The organism is Flavihumibacter sp. UBA7668, from assembly GCF_002483205.1.
Taxonomy (GTDB): Bacteria; Bacteroidota; Bacteroidia; order Chitinophagales; family Chitinophagaceae; genus Flavihumibacter.
This window is the reverse complement of record NZ_DLHM01000004.1, coordinates 416,651-435,658: the sequence shown is the minus strand read 5'-3', so window position 1 is coordinate 435,658 and position 19,008 is coordinate 416,651. Positions and strand designations below refer to the sequence as shown.

19 protein-coding genes are annotated in these 19,008 nt (G+C 42.7%); 7 read left to right on the top strand and 12 right to left on the bottom strand.

Annotation, left to right across the window (positions count from 1 at the left end; all coding sequences use genetic code 11):
* Positions 1-2 precede the first annotated feature (2 nt).
* The 4 genes from rdgB to B2746_RS09940 are packed head-to-tail and all read left to right on the top strand — an operon-like array spanning position 3 to position 2,453.
* On the top strand, positions 3-608 hold the full coding sequence (rdgB, locus tag B2746_RS09955) for an RdgB/HAM1 family non-canonical purine NTP pyrophosphatase (protein ID WP_290792903.1): 606 nt from the start codon (positions 3-5) through the stop codon (positions 606-608).
* Complete coding sequence (locus tag B2746_RS09950) at positions 605-1,156, top strand: RNA polymerase sigma factor (RefSeq protein WP_290792900.1); 552 nt, start codon at positions 605-607, stop codon at positions 1,154-1,156. Before rdgB ends, B2746_RS09950 begins: the two co-directional genes overlap by 4 nt.
* Entirely contained in the window at positions 1,153-2,001 is an 849-nt protein-coding gene (locus tag B2746_RS09945; protein WP_290792897.1) for a hypothetical protein, read from the top strand. Before B2746_RS09950 ends, B2746_RS09945 begins: the two co-directional genes overlap by 4 nt.
* Positions 2,002-2,012: 11 nt before the next feature.
* Complete coding sequence (locus B2746_RS09940) at positions 2,013-2,453, top strand: acyl-CoA thioesterase (protein WP_290792895.1); 441 nt, start codon at positions 2,013-2,015, stop codon at positions 2,451-2,453.
* Here B2746_RS09940 and B2746_RS09935 read toward each other — a convergent pair.
* The 3 genes from B2746_RS09935 to B2746_RS09925 are packed head-to-tail and all read right to left on the bottom strand — an operon-like array spanning position 2,450 to position 5,431.
* Positions 2,450-3,187 carry a shikimate dehydrogenase family protein gene (locus tag B2746_RS09935; RefSeq protein WP_290792892.1) on the bottom strand — a complete coding sequence of 246 codons (738 nt, stop codon included), beginning with the start codon at positions 3,185-3,187 and terminating at the stop codon, positions 2,450-2,452. The genes B2746_RS09940 and B2746_RS09935 overlap by 4 nt on opposite strands.
* Positions 3,187-3,957 (bottom strand): phosphosulfolactate synthase, encoded by a 771-nt coding sequence (locus tag B2746_RS09930; RefSeq protein WP_290792889.1) that lies wholly within the window; start codon positions 3,955-3,957, stop codon positions 3,187-3,189. The genes B2746_RS09935 and B2746_RS09930 overlap by 1 nt, the downstream gene beginning before the upstream one ends.
* Positions 3,958-4,009: 52 nt before the next feature.
* Entirely contained in the window at positions 4,010-5,431 is a 1,422-nt protein-coding gene (locus tag B2746_RS09925; RefSeq protein ID WP_290792886.1) for a tetratricopeptide repeat protein, read from the bottom strand.
* Between the two features lie 146 nt (positions 5,432-5,577).
* On the opposite strand from B2746_RS09925, the gene B2746_RS09920 reads away from it, so the two are divergent.
* A complete protein-coding gene (locus B2746_RS09920; protein WP_290792883.1) occupies positions 5,578-5,970 on the top strand; it encodes a hypothetical protein in 393 nt (130 codons plus the stop codon).
* A gap of 759 nt (positions 5,971-6,729) precedes the next feature.
* On the opposite strand, the gene B2746_RS09915 is transcribed toward B2746_RS09920, so the two are convergent.
* Together B2746_RS09915 and yidC are read right to left on the bottom strand one after the other, a co-directional pair.
* Entirely contained in the window at positions 6,730-7,389 is a 660-nt protein-coding gene (locus B2746_RS09915) for a hypothetical protein (protein WP_290792881.1), read from the bottom strand.
* Positions 7,390-7,435: 46 nt separating this feature from the next.
* On the bottom strand, positions 7,436-9,283 hold the full coding sequence (gene yidC / locus B2746_RS09910) for a membrane protein insertase YidC (protein WP_290792878.1): 1,848 nt from the start codon (positions 9,281-9,283) through the stop codon (positions 7,436-7,438).
* Between yidC and B2746_RS09905 the strand changes: the two genes are divergently transcribed.
* A complete protein-coding gene (locus B2746_RS09905; RefSeq protein ID WP_290792875.1) occupies positions 9,278-9,436 on the top strand; it encodes a hypothetical protein in 159 nt (52 codons plus the stop codon). The genes yidC and B2746_RS09905 overlap by 6 nt on opposite strands.
* Positions 9,437-9,548: 112 nt before the next feature.
* On the opposite strand, the gene B2746_RS09900 is transcribed toward B2746_RS09905, so the two are convergent.
* The 6 genes from B2746_RS09900 to purL all read right to left on the bottom strand — a co-directional run bounded on the left by B2746_RS09900 (position 9,549) and on the right by purL (position 16,822).
* Positions 9,549-11,195: a CTP synthase gene (locus B2746_RS09900; protein ID WP_290792872.1), complete on the bottom strand. Its 1,647-nt coding sequence runs from the start codon at positions 11,193-11,195 to the stop codon at positions 9,549-9,551.
* Between the two features lie 237 nt (positions 11,196-11,432).
* Positions 11,433-11,612 (bottom strand): hypothetical protein, encoded by a 180-nt coding sequence (locus tag B2746_RS09895; RefSeq protein ID WP_290792869.1) that lies wholly within the window; start codon positions 11,610-11,612, stop codon positions 11,433-11,435.
* A gap of 117 nt (positions 11,613-11,729) precedes the next feature.
* Positions 11,730-12,533, bottom strand: coding sequence for a pyrroline-5-carboxylate reductase (gene proC, locus B2746_RS09890; RefSeq protein WP_290792867.1), 804 nt, complete (start codon positions 12,531-12,533; stop codon positions 11,730-11,732).
* Between the two features lie 18 nt (positions 12,534-12,551).
* Positions 12,552-13,532, bottom strand: coding sequence for an ADP-glyceromanno-heptose 6-epimerase (gene rfaD / locus B2746_RS09885; protein ID WP_290792865.1), 981 nt, complete (start codon positions 13,530-13,532; stop codon positions 12,552-12,554).
* 29 nt (positions 13,533-13,561) lie between these two features.
* Positions 13,562-14,575 (bottom strand): PAS domain S-box protein, encoded by a 1,014-nt coding sequence (locus B2746_RS09880; protein ID WP_290792863.1) that lies wholly within the window; start codon positions 14,573-14,575, stop codon positions 13,562-13,564.
* A 15-nt stretch (positions 14,576-14,590) separates the two neighbouring features.
* A complete protein-coding gene (purL, locus tag B2746_RS09875; RefSeq protein WP_290792860.1) occupies positions 14,591-16,822 on the bottom strand; it encodes a phosphoribosylformylglycinamidine synthase subunit PurL in 2,232 nt (743 codons plus the stop codon).
* Positions 16,823-16,898: 76 nt separating this feature from the next.
* On the opposite strand from purL, the gene B2746_RS09870 reads away from it, so the two are divergent.
* Complete coding sequence (locus B2746_RS09870) at positions 16,899-17,840, top strand: hypothetical protein (RefSeq protein ID WP_290792857.1); 942 nt, start codon at positions 16,899-16,901, stop codon at positions 17,838-17,840.
* On the opposite strand, the gene B2746_RS09865 is transcribed toward B2746_RS09870, so the two are convergent.
* Complete coding sequence (locus B2746_RS09865; protein WP_290792854.1) at positions 17,832-18,959, bottom strand: glycosyltransferase family 4 protein; 1,128 nt, start codon at positions 18,957-18,959, stop codon at positions 17,832-17,834. The two genes, B2746_RS09870 and B2746_RS09865, sit on opposite strands and share 9 nt — an antisense overlap.
* Positions 18,960-19,008 lie beyond the last annotated feature (49 nt).

The following is a 19,008-nucleotide window of genomic DNA, read 5'->3' as shown; positions in this document are numbered from 1 at the left end:
TAATGAAACAGAAACCTACTATGGAATTGATTTTTGCTACCAATAACCGACATAAAATAGACGAAATACGCCCGCTTTTGCCTGCTGCCATAAAATTGAGGACATTAAGAGAAGCTGGCATTGAGCAGGATATTCCGGAACCCCATCCAAGCCTTGAGGAAAACGCCAGGGAGAAATCCATCGTTATCTATAACCTGGTTAAAACCAATTGCTTCAGTGAAGATACCGGTCTGGAAGTGCGCGCATTAAATGGAGCTCCGGGTGTCAAATCGGCCCGTTATGCCGGTGAAAACGCAGTACCAGAACAAAATATTCAGAAATTATTAGCGGCTCTTCAAAACGAAAAGGACCGCAGCGCCCGCTTCAGAACGGTCATTTCCTTAATTTTAAACGGAAAGGAATACCAGTTTGAAGGAATCTGCGAGGGGCGGATAAGTGAAACACCCAGTGGAATCAGCGGATTCGGTTACGACCCGGTATTTATCCCGGATGGAGCAACACAATGCTTCGCCGAAATGTCGCTGGAAGAGAAACAGGTATTCAGTCACCGGCGAAAAGCCACCGACCAATTGGTGGATTTTTTATTAGAAGAGGCAACCAAACTATGAACGATAGCGACTTAATCAGAGGTAGTATTGCAGGTGATCCTAAAATGCAGGAGGCACTTTACCAAAAGTATGCCTCCAAAATGTATGCGGTCTGCTTGCGTTATGCAGGGAATAATGATGATGCGCAGGACTTGTTACAGGAAGGATTTATCAAGGTTTTCCGAAACCTCGAAAAATTCAGGCATGAGGGATCATTTGAAGGTTGGATGAGAAGGGTGTTTGTAAATACCTCCATTGAACAGTATCGTAAGAAAGTTCATATGAACAGTATCTCGGACCAGGAAGAACGGGGCATTGAAGATGCGTCCGTTTCTGTTTTGGACCAATTGGCCGAGCGGGATATTATTCAGTTGGTGCAGGATTTATCACCTGGTTACCGGGCAGTCTTCAATCTCTATGTTATTGAAGGATATTCCCATAAAGAGATCGGTGAACTCCTGTCCATAAGCGAAGGAACAAGTAAATCGCAATTGGCGAGGGCAAAAGCCATATTGCAGAAAAAAGTTGCCGGATTTTTAGGTGAAAAACGCAAACAAGCCAACAAATGAGCGATCCACTGAGCAATCGATTAAACCAATGGGAAGCCAGTCCACCTCCGGGCGCCTGGGAATTTATTTCCCGGGAAATGAAGGAGTGGAATGCTGAAAAAAGAATGGCGAAACGAATGGATTCAGTTGAAATTGAACCACCTGCTGCTGCCTGGTCTGCTATTTCGAAAGAGCTTCCCACAGAACAGGCTTCACAGCCCTTTCAACGTGGAGATGTGCCAGTGCGTCCTCTTTATCCCTATCTTTTGCGCTATGGTGCTGCAGCTGCTATAATTGGACTTATTGCCTGGTTTGTAAGCAGCAATCCTTTTAACGGAGCCGGTGAATTAACAACTGCTGCAATCCCCATCCAAACAGAACCCCTTCTTCCTGCTGTACCTGCCCCCGGGAATCAATCACCTGGTCAAACTTCTTCCGGCAATACCGAAGTGCCTCAGGAAACGCAGGAAATCAATGGTGCATACCTTACCGGCAATAAAAATAAAAACAGAAAGGATCCGGGCCACTCTCCGGTAAAAAAAACAACGGATTATACCTACCGCCGCAGCAATAACTGGCAGCAGGAACTAAGCCGCCAGCTGAATTTTTCTGCTATGCAAAGCCTGCCGGTTCAACAAAGAGATCTCCGCTATATCCGAATTCCGGCAGAAAATGGAAACCCGGTTAGGCTATCCGCTAAATATGCTCCTGTTTACTATCAACTTACTAATAATACGGAGAAATATAACAGTGGCAACCATCCCTTTAACAGAATTGAACAACAGTTGCTTCGTGCGCAATATGTACCCGACCCGGGAAACCTGTTCGATCTGCTTCAATTAAAAGAATTACTGGAAGAACAATAAGCAGCATCTGTATGGCAAGAATTAAACTCACAATGCCTCCCCTTATCAATTTTGAAACCTCACTTCCGGTTCGGATTACAGATTTGAACTACGGAGGTCATGTGGGAAATGATACCATCCTTAGTATTATTCATGAAATCAGAATACAGTTTCTGAAGAAATCAGGCTATACAGAAATGAATCTGGAAGGTGTTGGTCTTATAATGAGCGATGTGGCCATTGAATTCAAACAGGAATTATTCTATGGCGATATCATTCTTGCAAGTGTGGCAGTCACTGAATTCAGCCGGGTGGGCTTTGAACTCTATTACCAATTAGAAAAACAAATGGCAGACAAAAAAACACCTGTTGCATTGGCTAAAACAGCCATGGTTTGCTATGATTATTCTGCAAAAAAAATTGCTGTTTTACCTGCTCCTGCAAAGGAAAAATTAAGTACTCCGCTACACTAAGCTGCATTCCATATTTTCCAGCCTTCTTCTGCCTGTATCTGAAGCATATCCTGGCCATTCTCAATGATTGCTCCTCTGTCTTTCCCCATTTTCAGAAACATCGTTTCAGCCGGATTATACACCAGATCATACAAATAATGCTGATTGGTAATGGATGAATACTCCATAGGCGGACAAGCATCTGTATTCGGATACATTCCCAATGGGGTGGTATTAATCCAGAGGGTGGCGTTTTGCTGATTGGAAAAACTGAGTTCCTCATAACTCAGTGTGCCGGTTGCCGGATCCGCTTTGCGACTTATAACAGTAAAGCCAATACCAAGTTTATCCAACACATATTGTACTGCTTTGGATGCACCGCCGGTTCCCAGTACAAGAGCTTTTTTATGATCCACCTTCAGTGATTTCAGTAAGGATTGTTCGAAACCGATCACATCCGTGTTAAATCCTTCCAACTGACCATTCCGGATGCGGATACAATTACAGGCACCCGTTTTTTTTACCACATCAGAAGAAGTATGTAAGAAGGGTATCACAACTTCCTTATACGGAATGGTAATATTGATGCCTTCAAGTGCCGGTTGTTCCGCCAGCAATTTTGGGAATTCATCAATGGATGCAATCGGATAGTTTTCATAAAAAGCATCCACTCCTTCATTTTCAAATTTCTGATTGAAATAAGCTTTTGAAAAAGAATGACTGAGTGGATACCCTATTAATCCGAATAAGCGCATCAGGCCATTTCTTTATTCAGGAAAAGATGGAAGGTATCGCCCCGTAATCCAACCCGCATTGCTTCCAGAGAAATCATTTCTGATGGTGCAATATTTCCCAGGTTTACATTACAGCCAATCAGTTCTATAAAATATAATTGCTGTGCTTTTTGAGGAGCTTCCCAAATGATTTTTTCTTCCGGAATCTGGGTAAGAATTTCCTGTACCAGACCTTCTCTTACTTCACCACTTCCGCGGTAGATCCCAACATTTCCGGCTTCTCTTGCTTCTGCAATTACATAAGTTGAACCTGCTTCCAGTTCTGCCCGCATCAGCTCAATCCACTTATAGGGGGGAATAATATGCGCGGCATCCTTGCTGCCGACTTCACTCAAAACCGTTCCGTGTTTGGTCAGTTTCTCGATATAGCCGCATTTTTCAGCATGTGGAATGGTAATGGAACCATCACTCACTTCCATATAATCGATTCCATAATCTTTACAAACAGCTATAAAATCTTCAAACTGATTGCGGATGAGGAAGGCTTCAAAGAGGGTTCCACCGAAGTACACCGGCAGGTCGTAAGATTTATAGACTTCAATTTTTTCTCGCAAATTGGGGGTAACAAAGGATGTTCCGAATCCCAACTTTACAATATCTACGTGAGGGTGGGCTACACTGAGGAAATTTTTTGCTTCTTCAATACTCAGACCCTTATCCATAACCATGGTAATTCCGCTCTTACGGGGTTTAGCCACCCGTTCCGGAATCTGCGATAAGTTAAAATTCATTTACACTATTTTTTGTAGAGAAACCGCGCAAAAATAGGAAACAGCCGCCACATTATGCTTTTCCTGATTTTCGATGACGTGCCAGCATGTCAACCACCAGTTGATTTTGAAGGATGGTGGGATGCAATGCCACAAATTCTTTTAATTGTTTGGGCGCCTTCTGCAACCCTCTTTCAAGGTATAACAGGGCTTCCTTGGATTTACCAAGGGCAAAAAGGATGGCACTTTTATAATATATGAACAAAGGCTTTCCATCGGTATGCTGCAAGGCAGCCATCACCTGTTCCATTGCTTCTTCATAAAACTTATTCAGATAAAGACAACGGATAAGCGCCTCCCAGCCCTGCACGCTTTTGGGCCGGGCTCTGACAACATTGGAAAAATAAAAGATAGCATCCCGTGTTTCCCCCAACTGAACCTTACATTCTCCCATAGCCAGATTGAATTCCGGAACCGCTTTATGGATCTGCATGGCAGTTTCCAGTTGTTTTACCGCCTGAGTCCATTGTTCTTCATTGATATAGGTACAGGCAATCTTATAATACAATTTACTGTCGTCCGGATTCAGATGAACCGCTTTCCGATAGTAAATTCTTGCCTGACCGTAGTTTTTAAGTTTGTCGTAACAATGGCCGATCGCTTCAAAAATTACATCTTCCGGCCTCGAAAGTTCCAACACCTTTTCCAGCACTTCAATGGCATCTTTAAATTTACGTAGTCGTATATATGCATCCCCCATATTCCGGTAGGCATAATCAAATTTTTCATCTATGGTGATGGCATACTTATAGGCATCAATCGCTTTTTCGTACAGCTTCAATCCCTGATAGGCGGCTGCCAGGTTGAACCATGCCAGCTCATTGTAGGGGTAATCATCCAGAATCTGCTGATGCAACCGGATACTTTCTTCATTTCTGCCGGTAAAATCTGTCCAGAAACAGATTTTATACAAGGCTTCTTCGTTTGTTGGCTCCTGTTCCAGAATTAACTTGAGACAGTCAAATATTTTTTCAAATTCTTCATAATCATCATAAACATCCGCCAACTCAAACAAAAGTTCAATCTTTTCTTCCCCTTCAAATTCATGAAGTGCTTCTTCCAGTAACCGGATGGCCTTTTCCTGCTCATCCAGTGCCAGATAAGCATCCGTCCTCAGAATATACAGGTCAATATCCCTACTGTCCAGCAATTCAGCCAAATCCAGCACATCCAGGGCATCCCGGTATTTCCGGGTGGCAATAAGTATGTCGGCTTTTCGGAAAAGAAGGGCAGATGAATAGGGGAATTGCTCCACGCCCATGTCACAGGCCTCCTGAGCCTGGGCCAAATCTTCCTTCTCATCAAAATAATTAATGATTTTCTCAAAGGATTCCTCATCGAGAAAGCTGCTGGAACGGCCGGATTTCCTGTCGTTATACAATCTCAATAATTCCTCCATGTCCTCTTTATCCTGTCGAAAGGGGTATTCTTTCATGAATGATGGGTTCTCCTAATTTACCTTAAAGAAAAAAAAGTTCCAAGTTTCTGTAACATTTTTTATTAACAAGCGTTAAATAGATATTAAAGTTTATGACAAACGGTTAGGAATTGTCCAAACTTTTTGTTTATTTTTGTACTAATATGTTGTTAAACCTCCATACACGAATCACTAAACACAGTAGAAAACTGCTGGCTGCTGCTCTTTTACTGAGCATTACCGGTTTGGCTGTGGCGAGTATGGGAGGCGAGAAAAAAGCAAAAAAAACGGCCAGTAAACCAACCGAACATTTTGTTCCAATCAAAACTACTGCCGGTTTTACCTTAAAAGCCGGACCATCCTACAAAGGCAGTCTGGGTTTTACCACTTCCAAAGTTAACCAAAATCAGTTGTCCATCAACACGCTGGTTACCTACCAAAAAGGCAATACAACTTATATTATGCCTTACAACAGCCGTATTACCATTGGTAAAACGACTGCCTGCAATGGGAATAGCACCCAGATGCTGAATTTGAAGGTGCGGATGCACAAGTAAAGTCAAAAGTTAAAAGTAGAAAGTTAAAAGTGGGCTCCAGAAAAGTGGAGCATTTTCATTTATAGCCAAATTCCAAGAGGCCTTAATTCAAAAACAAACATCCTGCTTACATTTGTTCTGCCTGTAATCTGGAGTACAATTTTTCTTTTTTTTCAATTTTCTTATACCCTAAAATCAACATTGGTTGCCTGGTGGCATCTTTACTGTTACCTATAGAAAAAGAAATTGTATAAATATTCGGTAGTATCTTATGTTCAAGCTGTAGCAATGTTTCTTAGATTTTTTAGCAAAAATCATCACTAAACTGCTAATTTGTTTTAAAAAGCAGGTTGGTTAATTGCCTCTTATACAAGGTTAAGGCCTTTATACAGAAAAGGAAGCTGGCGCGCAACTAACAGTTCTTCCTACCTCTCCAAAGGTGGGTTCCGGGAGCCCCAACATAAATTACAGACCGTATAGTTAAGGTGTTAGGCGGGTAATACATGGATGCAAACTTAAACGGCTTAAACGTCGTCCTTAGGAAGCGCTATACCTGTTTATTTTGCGCTTACGAACCCTGGAAGTCCTCCGATTTTTCTATTTTCCAGTTATTTTCTATCGTTTCTATACTGTTTCTCTATCGTTTGATTATCGATTCTCTATCGTTTCTATATTGTTTCTCCGTCGTTTCCTTATTGATTCCCAATTGTTCCTCCATCGTTTCCGGCTCTTAGGCGGCTCTTAGACGGCTCTTAGGCGGCTTTCCCCTCTCCCTTCTCCTTAATTCCCTCTTCTTCCTTTCTTACTTTCCTCATAGCTCATTTCGCGGAAACCGGACTTGGGGATATCAAATTTTGAAACCGGAACGGGATTCAGCGATACCTGAGATACGATGTATTTGATAGTTAGTTTTCCCTGTTGCAATTCATATTCGAGGGGTAATCCGCGAAGATTGGTAAACTGGGAATTATAATGGTTGTTCTCCGGCTGTAATTCTTCGGTATAGAAAACGGTAAAGGTGGAGCCATCTTTCAATGATGCTACTGCTTTTTTACAGGAATAGCCGGCTAACTGTTTGGTTTCATCCGTTGTGGTAAAGCTGATTCCTTCATAGCGACGGTTTTTATCCTTCCAGTCATCTGCTGTCATACGGATCAATACTTTTTGTCCGCCTACTTCCTGCAAAACTACTGCGGCGCCTGTCCTGGCATCGTGAATGGTTGTGAAACTTGCCAACGCACTTTGCATTTCTGAACGGCTCAATCCACCCTTCAGGTAAACGGTAGTGGTGGCTCCGTCAAATGCATCTGCCAGTTTAGGCTCTGCAGTACCGGTAGTAATTACCGCATCGTATACGATGGTAAGGTCAGATACTCTTTTTTGAGCCTGTATGCCGGTAAAGCATACCCAACTCAGGAGGGTAAGAAATGCTATTTTCATGTTGATCTTGCTGTAAATCAGACGGAAAATAACCATTTTTAGTTGGCTACTTACCTTTTTTCTGCATATCCTGTACGCGCTTCTGCGTTTCCTGCATCTGTTCCATCTTTTCCTGCCATTTCGATTTGGTCTTTGGCTTGGCTCTATTAGCGGCTAATTGCGCCACTATTTTATCGTGATCGATGATATAATTCTGAATTACCCATTGTAAGGCCAGTGTAATCAGATTCGATACGGTATAGTACCAGGTCAATGCCGAAGGCAGTCGGTTGAAGAAGAATAAAAGCAAAATTGGAAAGAAATAAGGCATGTATTTTAACATCGGATTATTCTGATCCGGTGTCATATTCATATTATAGATGGAGATCAGGAAGCTGGTTATTACTGCTGTTAGGGTAAATAAGCTGATATGATCACCAAACCAGGGAATATGAAAAGGAAGTTTTGTAATGATATCATAGGTAGAAAGATCAGCTGCCCACAGAAATGATTCGCCACGCAGATCTACGAATGAGTTAAAGAAACTATACAATGCAAAGAAAATAGGAATCTGTAACAGGGCTGGAATGCAACCTCCCAATGGATTAACACCCGCTTCGCGGAACAACTTCATCTGTTCCATACCAAATGCCTGCTGATCATCTCCAAACTTAGCTTTGAGGGCATCAATTTCAGGACGCAGGGCTTTCATTTTTGCACCACTCAGATAACTTGAATAAACCAATGGTGAAGTTATAAGGCGGATGAAAATAGTCAACAAGGCAATTACCAATCCAAATGAGGCGAAGTATTTTTTTATAAAATCAAATACCGGCATAACAATGTACTGGTTGATTGGACGTACAAATGCATAAGGTCCTTGTCCGAGGTTTACGATCTTATCCATTTTCTCCACGCCGATATTTCGCAGAATTTTGTAGTCATTCGGACCAAAATAAAACTGTAAGGGAAGGGTCGCCTGCGTTCCTGCGGGCAATTTTTTTTCGAAGCTTGCTTTTGTTGCAACAATCAAACGGGAACTATCTTCTGCAGGTGTTGTCCATTCAAATTTTGCTTTATCAAACTTATCCTTATTTATGATGGTGGCATTGAAAAAGCGCTGTTTGATACTAGCCCAATGAACGGTATTTTCAAAACTCTCCTGATCATTGGAAAAGAGATTGAAATAATCGTATTCACCATTTTCCACCAATATCAGTTGTGATTGCTCTCTTTCATATTTGGCATCGATCTCCTGTTGCTGAGCGGCAACATTCCATTGCAACTGTAAATTCTGTTGGGCAATCATGGAAGTAGTGCCATTCAAACGTAAATTAAAATCAATCAGATAGGTTCCTGGCTTGATAATATATTCCTGCTGTATAGATTCGCCGGCATTTCCATTTGCTTCGTAAACAACCACCTGGTTGCCGTTTGCATCCTGTTGTGCAGATTTCAAGTGAAAATACAGATCCGCAGACGGAGTGCTTTGATTGGGTGCAGTCAGCACGGGAAAGCTGAACTGATCACTTCCATCTTCAATGATGGAAACAAAACTGCTGTCGGCACGTGAAAATTTCTTTAATTCAACCTGAACAGGCTGTCCGCCTTTATTACTGAACCGAATTTTGAGCAAATCGGTTTCAACGGTATGAAAACTGGTAGTACCGGCCAAATACCTTGTCCATCCGGTAGCATTGGAGTCGAGCGCCTGCACAGTTGCAACGATACTATCCTTTGCCCGGGCCTGGGCCGCCTGCTGTTTAACCAATTCAATTTTTGCCAGAGAATCTTCCTGGCGGAGGCGTTGAGCTTCTAATTCCCTGCTATTTTTAGAAGAAATAAACAGATAAACAAACAAAAGTACCCCCAACAGCACAAAACCAATTATCGTGTTCCGATCCATGCTTTGCATCCAGTAGTATTTTTAAGAGCTGCGAAGATAAAGGAAAAGGGGAGAAAGAGGAGACAAAGGAGGAAAAGGGGGAAGAGGAGAAGGGAGGAGGGGAAAGAGGAGGAGGGAATTCCCGAATTAAAAAAGATAAAATCACAGGAGTTTCTCCATTAGAAAAAGCCACCCAAATCGGGTGGCTTACTGTTATTTGGAAGCTTTAAGTTGATTGACATACCATTTCCTTTCCCCTTCTCCATTTTCTCCCCTCTCCCATCCCCCTTCCTCCTTATATCATTTCACTTTGGAGTAAGGGATTTCTTACCCCGTCCTTTTTTTCAGCATATTCTTTGGCAGCTTTCACAAAATGAACAAAAATCGGCTGTGGATTTTCCACGGTGCTTTTTAGTTCAGGATGGTATTGAACTCCGAGAAAGAAGGGATGATTGGGCAATTCCACAATTTCCACCAAACCACTTTCAGGGTTTTTTCCACTGGCAACCAGTCCGGCTGCTTCAAAATCAGGAAGGTATTGGTTATTAAATTCCCAACGATGCCGATGGCGTTCTGAAATTTGCGTTGTACCATAAATCTGGTGCGCCAGGCTGCCTTCCACTATCTGGCAGGGATAAGATCCCAGCCGCATGGTTCCGCCTTTCGCCGTAACGGATTTCTGATTTTCCATCAAATCAATAACCGGACGCGGGGTATTGGGATCCATTTCTGTTGAATGTGCTTCCGGCCAGTTCAGTACATTTCTGGCAAATTCAATTACACTCATCTGCATACCCAGACAAATGCCGAAGAAGGGTAGTTTCTGCTCCCGCGCATATTTAACCGCCACAATTTTACCCTCAATTCCACGGTGACCAAAACCAGGTGCTACCAGTAAACCATCCAGATGTCCGAGTTTCTCTTCCACATTTTCTTCTGTGATAAACTCACTGTGCACATTCACAATATTTACCTTGCACTCATTCATGGCTCCTGCATGGATAAATGCTTCCAGGATTGATTTATAGGCATCCTGCAATTCAATATACTTACCAATAAGCCCGATCGTAACCTTGCTTTTTGGGTATTTTAATTTATCCAGAAACTCCTTCCATTTGGATAATTCCGGTTCAGAATACTTGGTAATATTCATCTTTTTCAAACAGATCAAATCCAGCTTTTCCCGCATCATAGCCAGGGGAACCTCATAAATCGTGGGCGCATCTGCCGCTTCAATAACTGCTTCTTTTTTCACATTACAGAAAAGCGCGATTTTCCGCTTGATTTCAGGACCCAGAGGTTCTTCAGTGCGACAAACAATCACATCCGGGTGAACACCTTCCTGACTCAACATCCGTACACTGTGCTGGGTTGGTTTGGTTTTCAGTTCCTTTGCTGCTTTTAGATAGGGAATCAGCGTAAGGTGAACCACCACACAATCCTCTTCCGGTAATTCCCACTGCAATTGACGTACTGCTTCAATAAAAGGCAGACTTTCAATATCACCAACCGTTCCGCCGATTTCCGTAATAACAATATCATAGCCGCCCTGTCCCAATAATAACATGCGACGTTTGATTTCATCGGTAATATGAGGAACCACCTGAACAGTTTTTCCCAGATAGGCACCATCTCTTTCCTTGTTTATAACGGTCTGGTAAATACGTCCGGTGGTAACATTATTGGCCTGACTGGTGAAAATACTCAGAAATCGTTCATAGTGCCCCAGATCGAGATCGGTTTCTGCTCCATCTTCCGTTACATAACACTCTCCATGTTCGTATGGATTCAGTGTACCCGGATCCACATTAATATAGGGATCAAATTTCTGAATCGTTACAGTTAACCCTCTTGCCTGCAACAATTTTCCGAGTGATGCAGCAATAATTCCTTTACCCAGGGAAGAAGTTACTCCGCCTGTAACAAAAATGTACTTGGCCATATCAATTAAGTTTCAATTTTTTCCAGTTTGGCCGGGTTCTAAAAAAATAATCACCTCTGGCCGGTTGGCCAGTTGCGACAAAAAACAAGCTAAATCAATTATTGTGAACCAGGCTGATGTGACCTTGCGGAAATTTGCAATATGTTCATCCGGGAGGTCATGCAAAGATAGGATAAAAAGACAATAGGCACCCGGAATCCCGGATGCCTATTTTTTCCTTTTGGTGATTATTGCTTATTATTTGATAGTCAGCTGAGAAACAGCGGACGGTTGGATCGGAGTTGCTTTTATAAAGGCAGAATGATTCCGCTTCATCAATATTTCCTTGATTTTTTCTGCCTGGTCTTTGTTTGCATGTATCACCACAATTGCCAAAATCTCTACAAAAAGGATCCACACACTTAAATTTCGCTTCATACAATTAGATTCTTAGTTGTTCACAGGTTTAGGAGCAGCGAAGGTAACAAAAAATTTTAATATCTAGGTGAAATCCCTTACGCCGTCTGATTTAAAAACGAACAACTGAATCAATTATTATTTGTCGGCCTGAATTTTCACATAACTCGCTGATATCCCTTTAATAAGCGAGGAACTAAAGCCCTGGTGTTCCATTTCATTTAAACCTGCAATGGTACAGCCTTTAGGAGTGGTTACCTTATCAATTTCGTACTCCGGATGGGTGCCCTTTTGCAATAGCAATTCTGCCGCTCCTTTTACTGTTTGGGCAGCAATCAGACTGGCAGTTTTGGCATCAAACCCTATTTCTATCCCTCCCTGAATATTAGCCCTGATATAACGCATGGCATAAGCAGTACCACAAGCCCCCAAAACGGTGGCAGCATCCATCAGCTTTTCATCAATAGCAACTACACGACCTACCTGATTGAACAATTCCAAAACCCAGTCCACCTGTTCCTGGCTGGCTCCGGAGTGACTGATACAGGTCATGCTTTCCCGTATGGCAACTGCGGTGTTTGGCATCGCCCTGAATATGGCAGGAGCCTGTGCAGCAGCAATCTCTGTCCTCATTTCCTGCATGCTAACACCCGTTACTACTGAGATAAGCAGCTTTCCCGCTGTTAAGGCAGGGGCAATTTCACGGATAACTTCTTTCACCTGGAAAGGCTTAACGGCTAATAATACAACTTCACTAGAAGCAGCTGCAGCAACATTATCACTGGTGATAAGCATGCCTTTTTGCTGAAGCGGCTGTAATAAGGTAGTGGTTCTTCGGGTAACGGTTATCTGGGCAGGAGATAAAAAGCCGCCTGCAGTTAATCCCTCTGCAATAGAAATACCCAGATTACCTCCGCCTATGATGGCTATGGTTTTGCTCATATAATTGTCTTGCTTGCTTTAGTAATAATGTCCTCCAACAAGGTAATTGCGAACATAGTCACCAACCCCCTGCTCCAGTGTATAAAATGACTCCTTATAACCTGCCTGCTGCAGTTTATTCATATTGGCTTCTGTAAAATACTGATACTTTTCCCGGATATCCTCCGGCATATCTATATATTCAATTACAGCTTCTTTATCGAGGCCGGCAAATGTCGCTTTCACCAGGTCTTCAAAACTTCTTGCAGTACCGGTTCCAAGATTATACAAACCCGATGCCGGCTGATTTTCCATTAGCCAGAAACAGACTTTGAGCACATCCATTACATACACAAAATCACGCAGCTGTTGCCCGTCTTTATAATCAGGCCGGTGCGACCGGAATAATTTCACCACGCCATGTTCCCGGATCTGATTAAAGGAATGCCAGATAACCGAAGCCATCCGGCCTTTGTGGTACTCATTCGGACCATATACATTGAAGAATTTCAATCCTGCCCAAAATGGCGGATGCATGGCTTCATGTAATACCCATTTATCAAATTCATTTTTTGAAACACCATATGGATTCAGCGGCTCCAAATCGAAAGGCAACTCATGCGTATCGTCGTACCCCAATTCACCATTGCCATAAGTAGCGGCTGAAGATGCATATACGAAAGGAATCGCATGTACCACACAATAATTCCATAATTTCTGGCTGTATTCCACATTCAGGCGCTGATGTATCGTATAATCAAATTCAGTGGTATCGGTTCTTGCACCAATATGAAATACAAAAGCAATATTCGGTTTATGTTGCTGCAGCCATTCAAAAAAAACTGTGCGCTCAACTTTCTCAATAAACAGTTTATTTGAAAGATTCGCCTCTTTGATACTGCTGGAAAAATCGTCTACAAGAATCAGGTTGGAATATCCCTTCAGATTTAAAAACCCTACCAGGCAGCTACCAATAAAACCTGCAGCCCCTGTTATTACGATGACCTTTTTGTTATCCATACAATAAAGGTACTAAGGGAAAATGGAACTTATTTATCAACAATGACCCGAATAATGGTAGAACCTGCCGGATCCATCTCTATTTCAGTAAGCCCATTGATATAACTTGCCCGGTCGCGGATACGATCAAGGCTTTCAGCAAACAATTCCCGGTTGATAATGACTTTGTATTCCACCTGAATGGTGAGATAGACTTTACCTCCTATGAGATCCAATGCGAGTCCAACCTGACGCACTTCCGTATTCATCATGGTAGATGTCAATACTTCCTGACTTATGCGAAGAAAATCCAACTCTACCTCACCTACGCCGGCACTATCTTCAATGCTGCTGACAAAGGTACAGGGCACACCGCATAAGAGGGAAAACTCCCTGCATTGCCAGTCCAGCGTGGCTTTGAGACCTACATGTCCCAACATGGTGGAACCTATACTGAAGGTGATTCTGCGAATGGTTGCAATCAATAATTCTGTAATACCGGCTGCATGTTCCATCCGGTTTCTGCTGGCGGGCGACAGGTTTTCTTCCCGCCTGGTTACCCAATCAATATCCATTTTGATAACGGAAGCCAATTGAGCCATCTCTTCATGTAATTCCGCAGCCAGAAATTTTCGGTCTGCTTCCATACTTGTTTTGAAATGGCCAGCCAGACTTTTAAACTTATGGTACTCTGCCTCAATATCTTTTTCTATTTTCTTCCGTTTGGTTATATCCTTGGCAATTGCAAACACCAGGTCTTTTCCCGAATGAAAAATTGAAGTCCATTCCAGCCAGACAACTCCGCCGTTTTTGGTAATATACCTGTTTTCAAAATTCAGGAGCTTCTTGCCTTCGATCAATTCAGCTCTTGTTCTCGCCGTTTCTGCCCGATCATCCGGATGAACAAAACTGGATATCAGTCGCGAAAAAAGTTCTTCTTCCGTATACCCCAATTTTTCAATAACGGCCTTATTGACTTTTCTGAAATAACCATCTCTACCCGCAATGCATACAAGGTCGGGTGTCATTTCAAACAACTGGAATAAATCACTTACAGAGGGCATTTCTGGGATTACAGATTAAAGTGCACTTAGGGCATGTTCAGATTCATGACCAGCCAGCAGTTTTTCAATTGCTGTGTCATATTGTTTTTTCCAATCTTCCACTGATCCCCAGGAAGCACCATCCAGTATCAGCTCTCCGCTGGTAACTGTACCAAGCAGCCGAAAATCACTTCCTTTCAAACCAGCTTCAAATTCGGACTTTTGGGAAGATTTTATTGAAACTACTACCCTGCTTTGTCCTTCTCCAAACAAATCAGCATCTTTCCTGATATCGGAAGCTGTTTTGATATCAAATCCCAATCCGTTTACAAAACCACTTTCCAATAAGGTGATAAATAGTCCGCCTTCACTTACATCATGCGCAGAAACAAGTTGTTTAGTCCGTATCAGTTGCAAAACAGTTGCCTGTACTGCAACCTCTTCTCCGAGTTCAAAATAAGGTGCCGGTGAAAATTCGACTCCAAGAATTTTATTCAGGTATTCTGAACTGTTGATATCGCTGGTTGCTTTACCAATCAGGTAGATCAGATCACCTGCTTCCCGGAAACCCAGTGTCATACGATCCTGGTAAGAATCCAGCAAACCCACCATACCAATAGTTGGAGTTGGATAAACCGGGCCATCCGGATTCTGGTTGTAAAAACTTACGTTGCCACCTGTAACCGGGGTATTGAACCGACGACAGGCATCGCCCATCCCTTTGATAGCATGTACAAATTGATAATACACCTGAGGATCATACGGGTTCCCAAAATTGAGGCAGTTGGTTACGCCCAGTGGTTCAGCTCCGGAACAAACAATATTGCGGGCAGCTTCCGCTACTGCAATCATTGCTCCTTTATATGGATCGGCATATACATAACGGCTATTGCAATCTGTAGTAACGGCCAACGCTTTGTCAGAAGGTTTAGCCAGTACAACCGCTGCATCACTCGGTGCATTGGTAGACGTATTACCCGCTCCTACCATACTGTCATATTGAACATACACCCAGCGTTTGGAAGCGATATTAGGAATGGTTACCAATTGTGCAGCTACTGCCTTATAATCGGCCGGTTGTGGAACAGTAGCCGGATCAAATGCTTTTATCTTTTCAAAATACACCGGGGTTTCATAGGCGCGGTCATATTGTGGTGCACCACCGCCCAGTACAAGCACTTCCGCCGGGATTGAGGCTTCCAGTTCGCCCTCCATATAAAAATTCAACAGTCCGTCATCGGTAACCTCACCAATAACAGAGCAGGGCAGATCCCATTTTTCAAAAATTGCTTCAACCAGTGCTTCCTTTCCTTTTTCCACCACCATCAACATTCTTTCCTGACTCTCACTTAAAAGAAGCTCCCAGGTTTTCATATTAGCCTGGCGGGTTGGAACTTTATCCAGGTCAATTCGCATACCCACTCCACCTTTTGCACTCATTTCAGCAGTGGAACAAATGATTCCGGCAGCGCCCATATCCTGCATTCCCACAACCGCTCCGGTGGTAATTACTTCCAGGCAGGCTTCCAGTAATTTCTTTTCCTGAAAAGGATCACCAACCTGTACGGCCGGCAGTTCCTCGGCACTTTCAGCCGTGATATCTGCCGAGGCAAAAGACGCTCCGCCAATACCATCCTTACCTGTTGCGGAACCAACAAACATAACCGGATTACCTTTCCCTTCTGCAGTTGCACTTACTGTTCCGCCTGCTTTTACAATCCCCACACTCATGGCATTCACAAGCGGGTTGGTATGATAACATTGTTCAAAATAGATTTCGCCGCCAACTGTAGGCACACCAAAACAGTTGCCGTAATGGCCTATTCCATGCACTACTCCGCCCAGCAGGTGTTGAGTTTTATTTTCCTGCAATTTTCCAAATCGCAGGGAATTCAAGGCCGCAATGGGGCGTGCGCCCATGGTAAAGATATCGCGATGAATTCCTCCAACTCCGGTTGCTGCACCCTGGAAGGGTTCAATTGCAGACGGGTGATTATGACTTTCAATTTTGAAAACCACCCCAAAACCATCGCCCATATCCATCAATCCGGCATTCTCTTCACCGGCAGCTACGAGCATTTTACCGCCTTCACGAGGCAGGGTTTTGAGCCATTTAATAGAATTCTTATAGCTGCAATGCTCACTCCACATGCCGGAGAAAGCACAGAGTTCATTAAAATTGGGAGTGCGGCCCAGCTTTTCTTTGATCAATTCAAATTCTTCAGCGGTTAAACGAAGTTGCTGGGCTGTTTTTACGGTTACTTCCATGTTTTTTTGGCAGATAATGTAAGAAAGCGCAAAGGTAAGGTACCGGACCGAGCCGGTAAAATAGGAAGGGATTTATTTGTTTGATGTAGATTTGTTTGGAATGATGACCATTGCCTTTGTTCAGAAAGCGAATGTAATCCTGCTTGAAATAGCTGCCTATCAACAGTATTTTGAACAATTAGGTTTTCAGACGCTGGTTTGCTCTCCGGCCGAACTTCGACAGATACAGCCTGATATTGAATGGCATTTTATGGGAATACATTCCCGCCGTTCCAATCCAACTGCTATACTGATACATGAATATGCTTCCCGATCTATCGGTCCATTTACCGGTTTTAAGGATCTGGTAAAAAAATGGCTCAATGTTCGTCCGAATTTCCGGGTTTTCCTGAATGAATACACCCGAAAAGGACTGAATTTCAAAGATAATGTGCCATGGGGTATCCGAACGACCATCTATTTCCCTGCTGAACAGCAATCAGTACTACCTGATAAAAAATATGATTTTGTTTATGCCGGTACAACAGAAGCCAGCCGTCATCCGGAAAAATGGCTTTCCTGGTTTGTTCCAGGCGGACCGCTGGAAGGACATTCAGTACTGGTATTGGGTCCACGCAGAAAAGAGCTGGAAAAAAAGTATGCATATTCCTGGATTCATTTCCACGATACGGTACCTGCAACGGAAGTGAATCATTTCCTTCAACTTTCAAGATTTGGGATCAATTATCAGCCGGATCGTACCCCTCTGAATCAGCAACCATCCGCCAAATTACTCGCCTATGCTGCAGCCGGACTGCCGATAATAACAACTGATTATGCCTGGATTCGGGACTTTCAGAAAAAATATGGAGGTGCTTATTTTTTTTTAGGACGATCGGGGATTTTGAACTGGGAAGAATTGAATCGCTTTACCTATTCATCCCCGGATTTATCAGAATGGACCATCGATTACCAGCTTAAAAATTCAGGTATTCCTGAATTTCTTCAGCAATTAATAAACAATAAATACTCAGAATAAGTGTGCCACAATCCTTCGGTATTCATGAATAACTTTCCCCATTCCGAATTTTGAAATGACCAATTGCCGTCCTTTTTGTCCCATTTTTTTTCTTGCAGCCTCTTCCATTAAAATCATGGCTTCCATTTTGGATGCCAGGTCAAAGGGATCTTCCATTTTGCAAAGAAACCCGTTAACCTTATCTTCCACTACATCTCTGCAGCCTTTATTCAGAGTTGTTATAATCGGAAGTTCCATACTGGCTGCTTCCAGCAAACTGCGGGGAACACCTTCATTATAAAAGGATGGAAACACAAACACGTCGGCGCCCGCCAGAGAAGGACGAACATCCTCTCTGAAACCCAGGTAGTTGATCAGTCCGTCCAACTGCCAGGATTCAACCGTGGCAGGAGCAATGGAATCGGGATGATTTTTTTCAAAAAAACCAAGTATAACAGAATCAAATTCATATCCTTTCAGCTTCAATAAGCGGGAAGCTTCCACAAAAACTTCTACTCCCTTACTTTTCAACATTCTGCAGGACATCAGGAACTGCAGTCGTTCATTTTTTTCCCTGGGTGGAAATGGGGCAAAATACGTGGTATTGATTCCTTCCCCTGGCAGCACATTAATCTTTTTTAAAGGCACAATTTTTTCGCGGGCAAACAATTGCGCATCATCGTTATTAAGAAATAATACGTCAGTTGCCCCATTTAAAGAAAAGCGATACAATAGTTTAACAATGGCATAAAGCAGGTTTTTTTTGGAAAAGGCAAATCCCAATCCGGTAATAATAGCTACTGAAGCAATTCCATTTCTTTTCGCAGCCATGGTTCCGTAAATATTAGGTTTGGCCACATAATGAAAGATCAGATCCGGGCGAAGCCGTTTGTATAATTTGTTCAGGTTAAGAAAAAATCGGATATCGACTATGGGATTGATGGATTTATTGTCGAAATCGATGCTGATATGTTCACATCCGAGTTCTGTGATTTTTTCAACATAAGAGTTGAAAGGGGTAATAATTATTATTTGATGGCCATCATTTCTAAGGGCTTTAATAACATCCAATCTGAAATTATAAATTGACCAGGCATTATTTGAAACAAAGGCAATCTTCCGGCTTTTACTAATTCTCACGAAAAAACTATGATTAATATTTCAAATGTATAGATTTGAATACAAATCG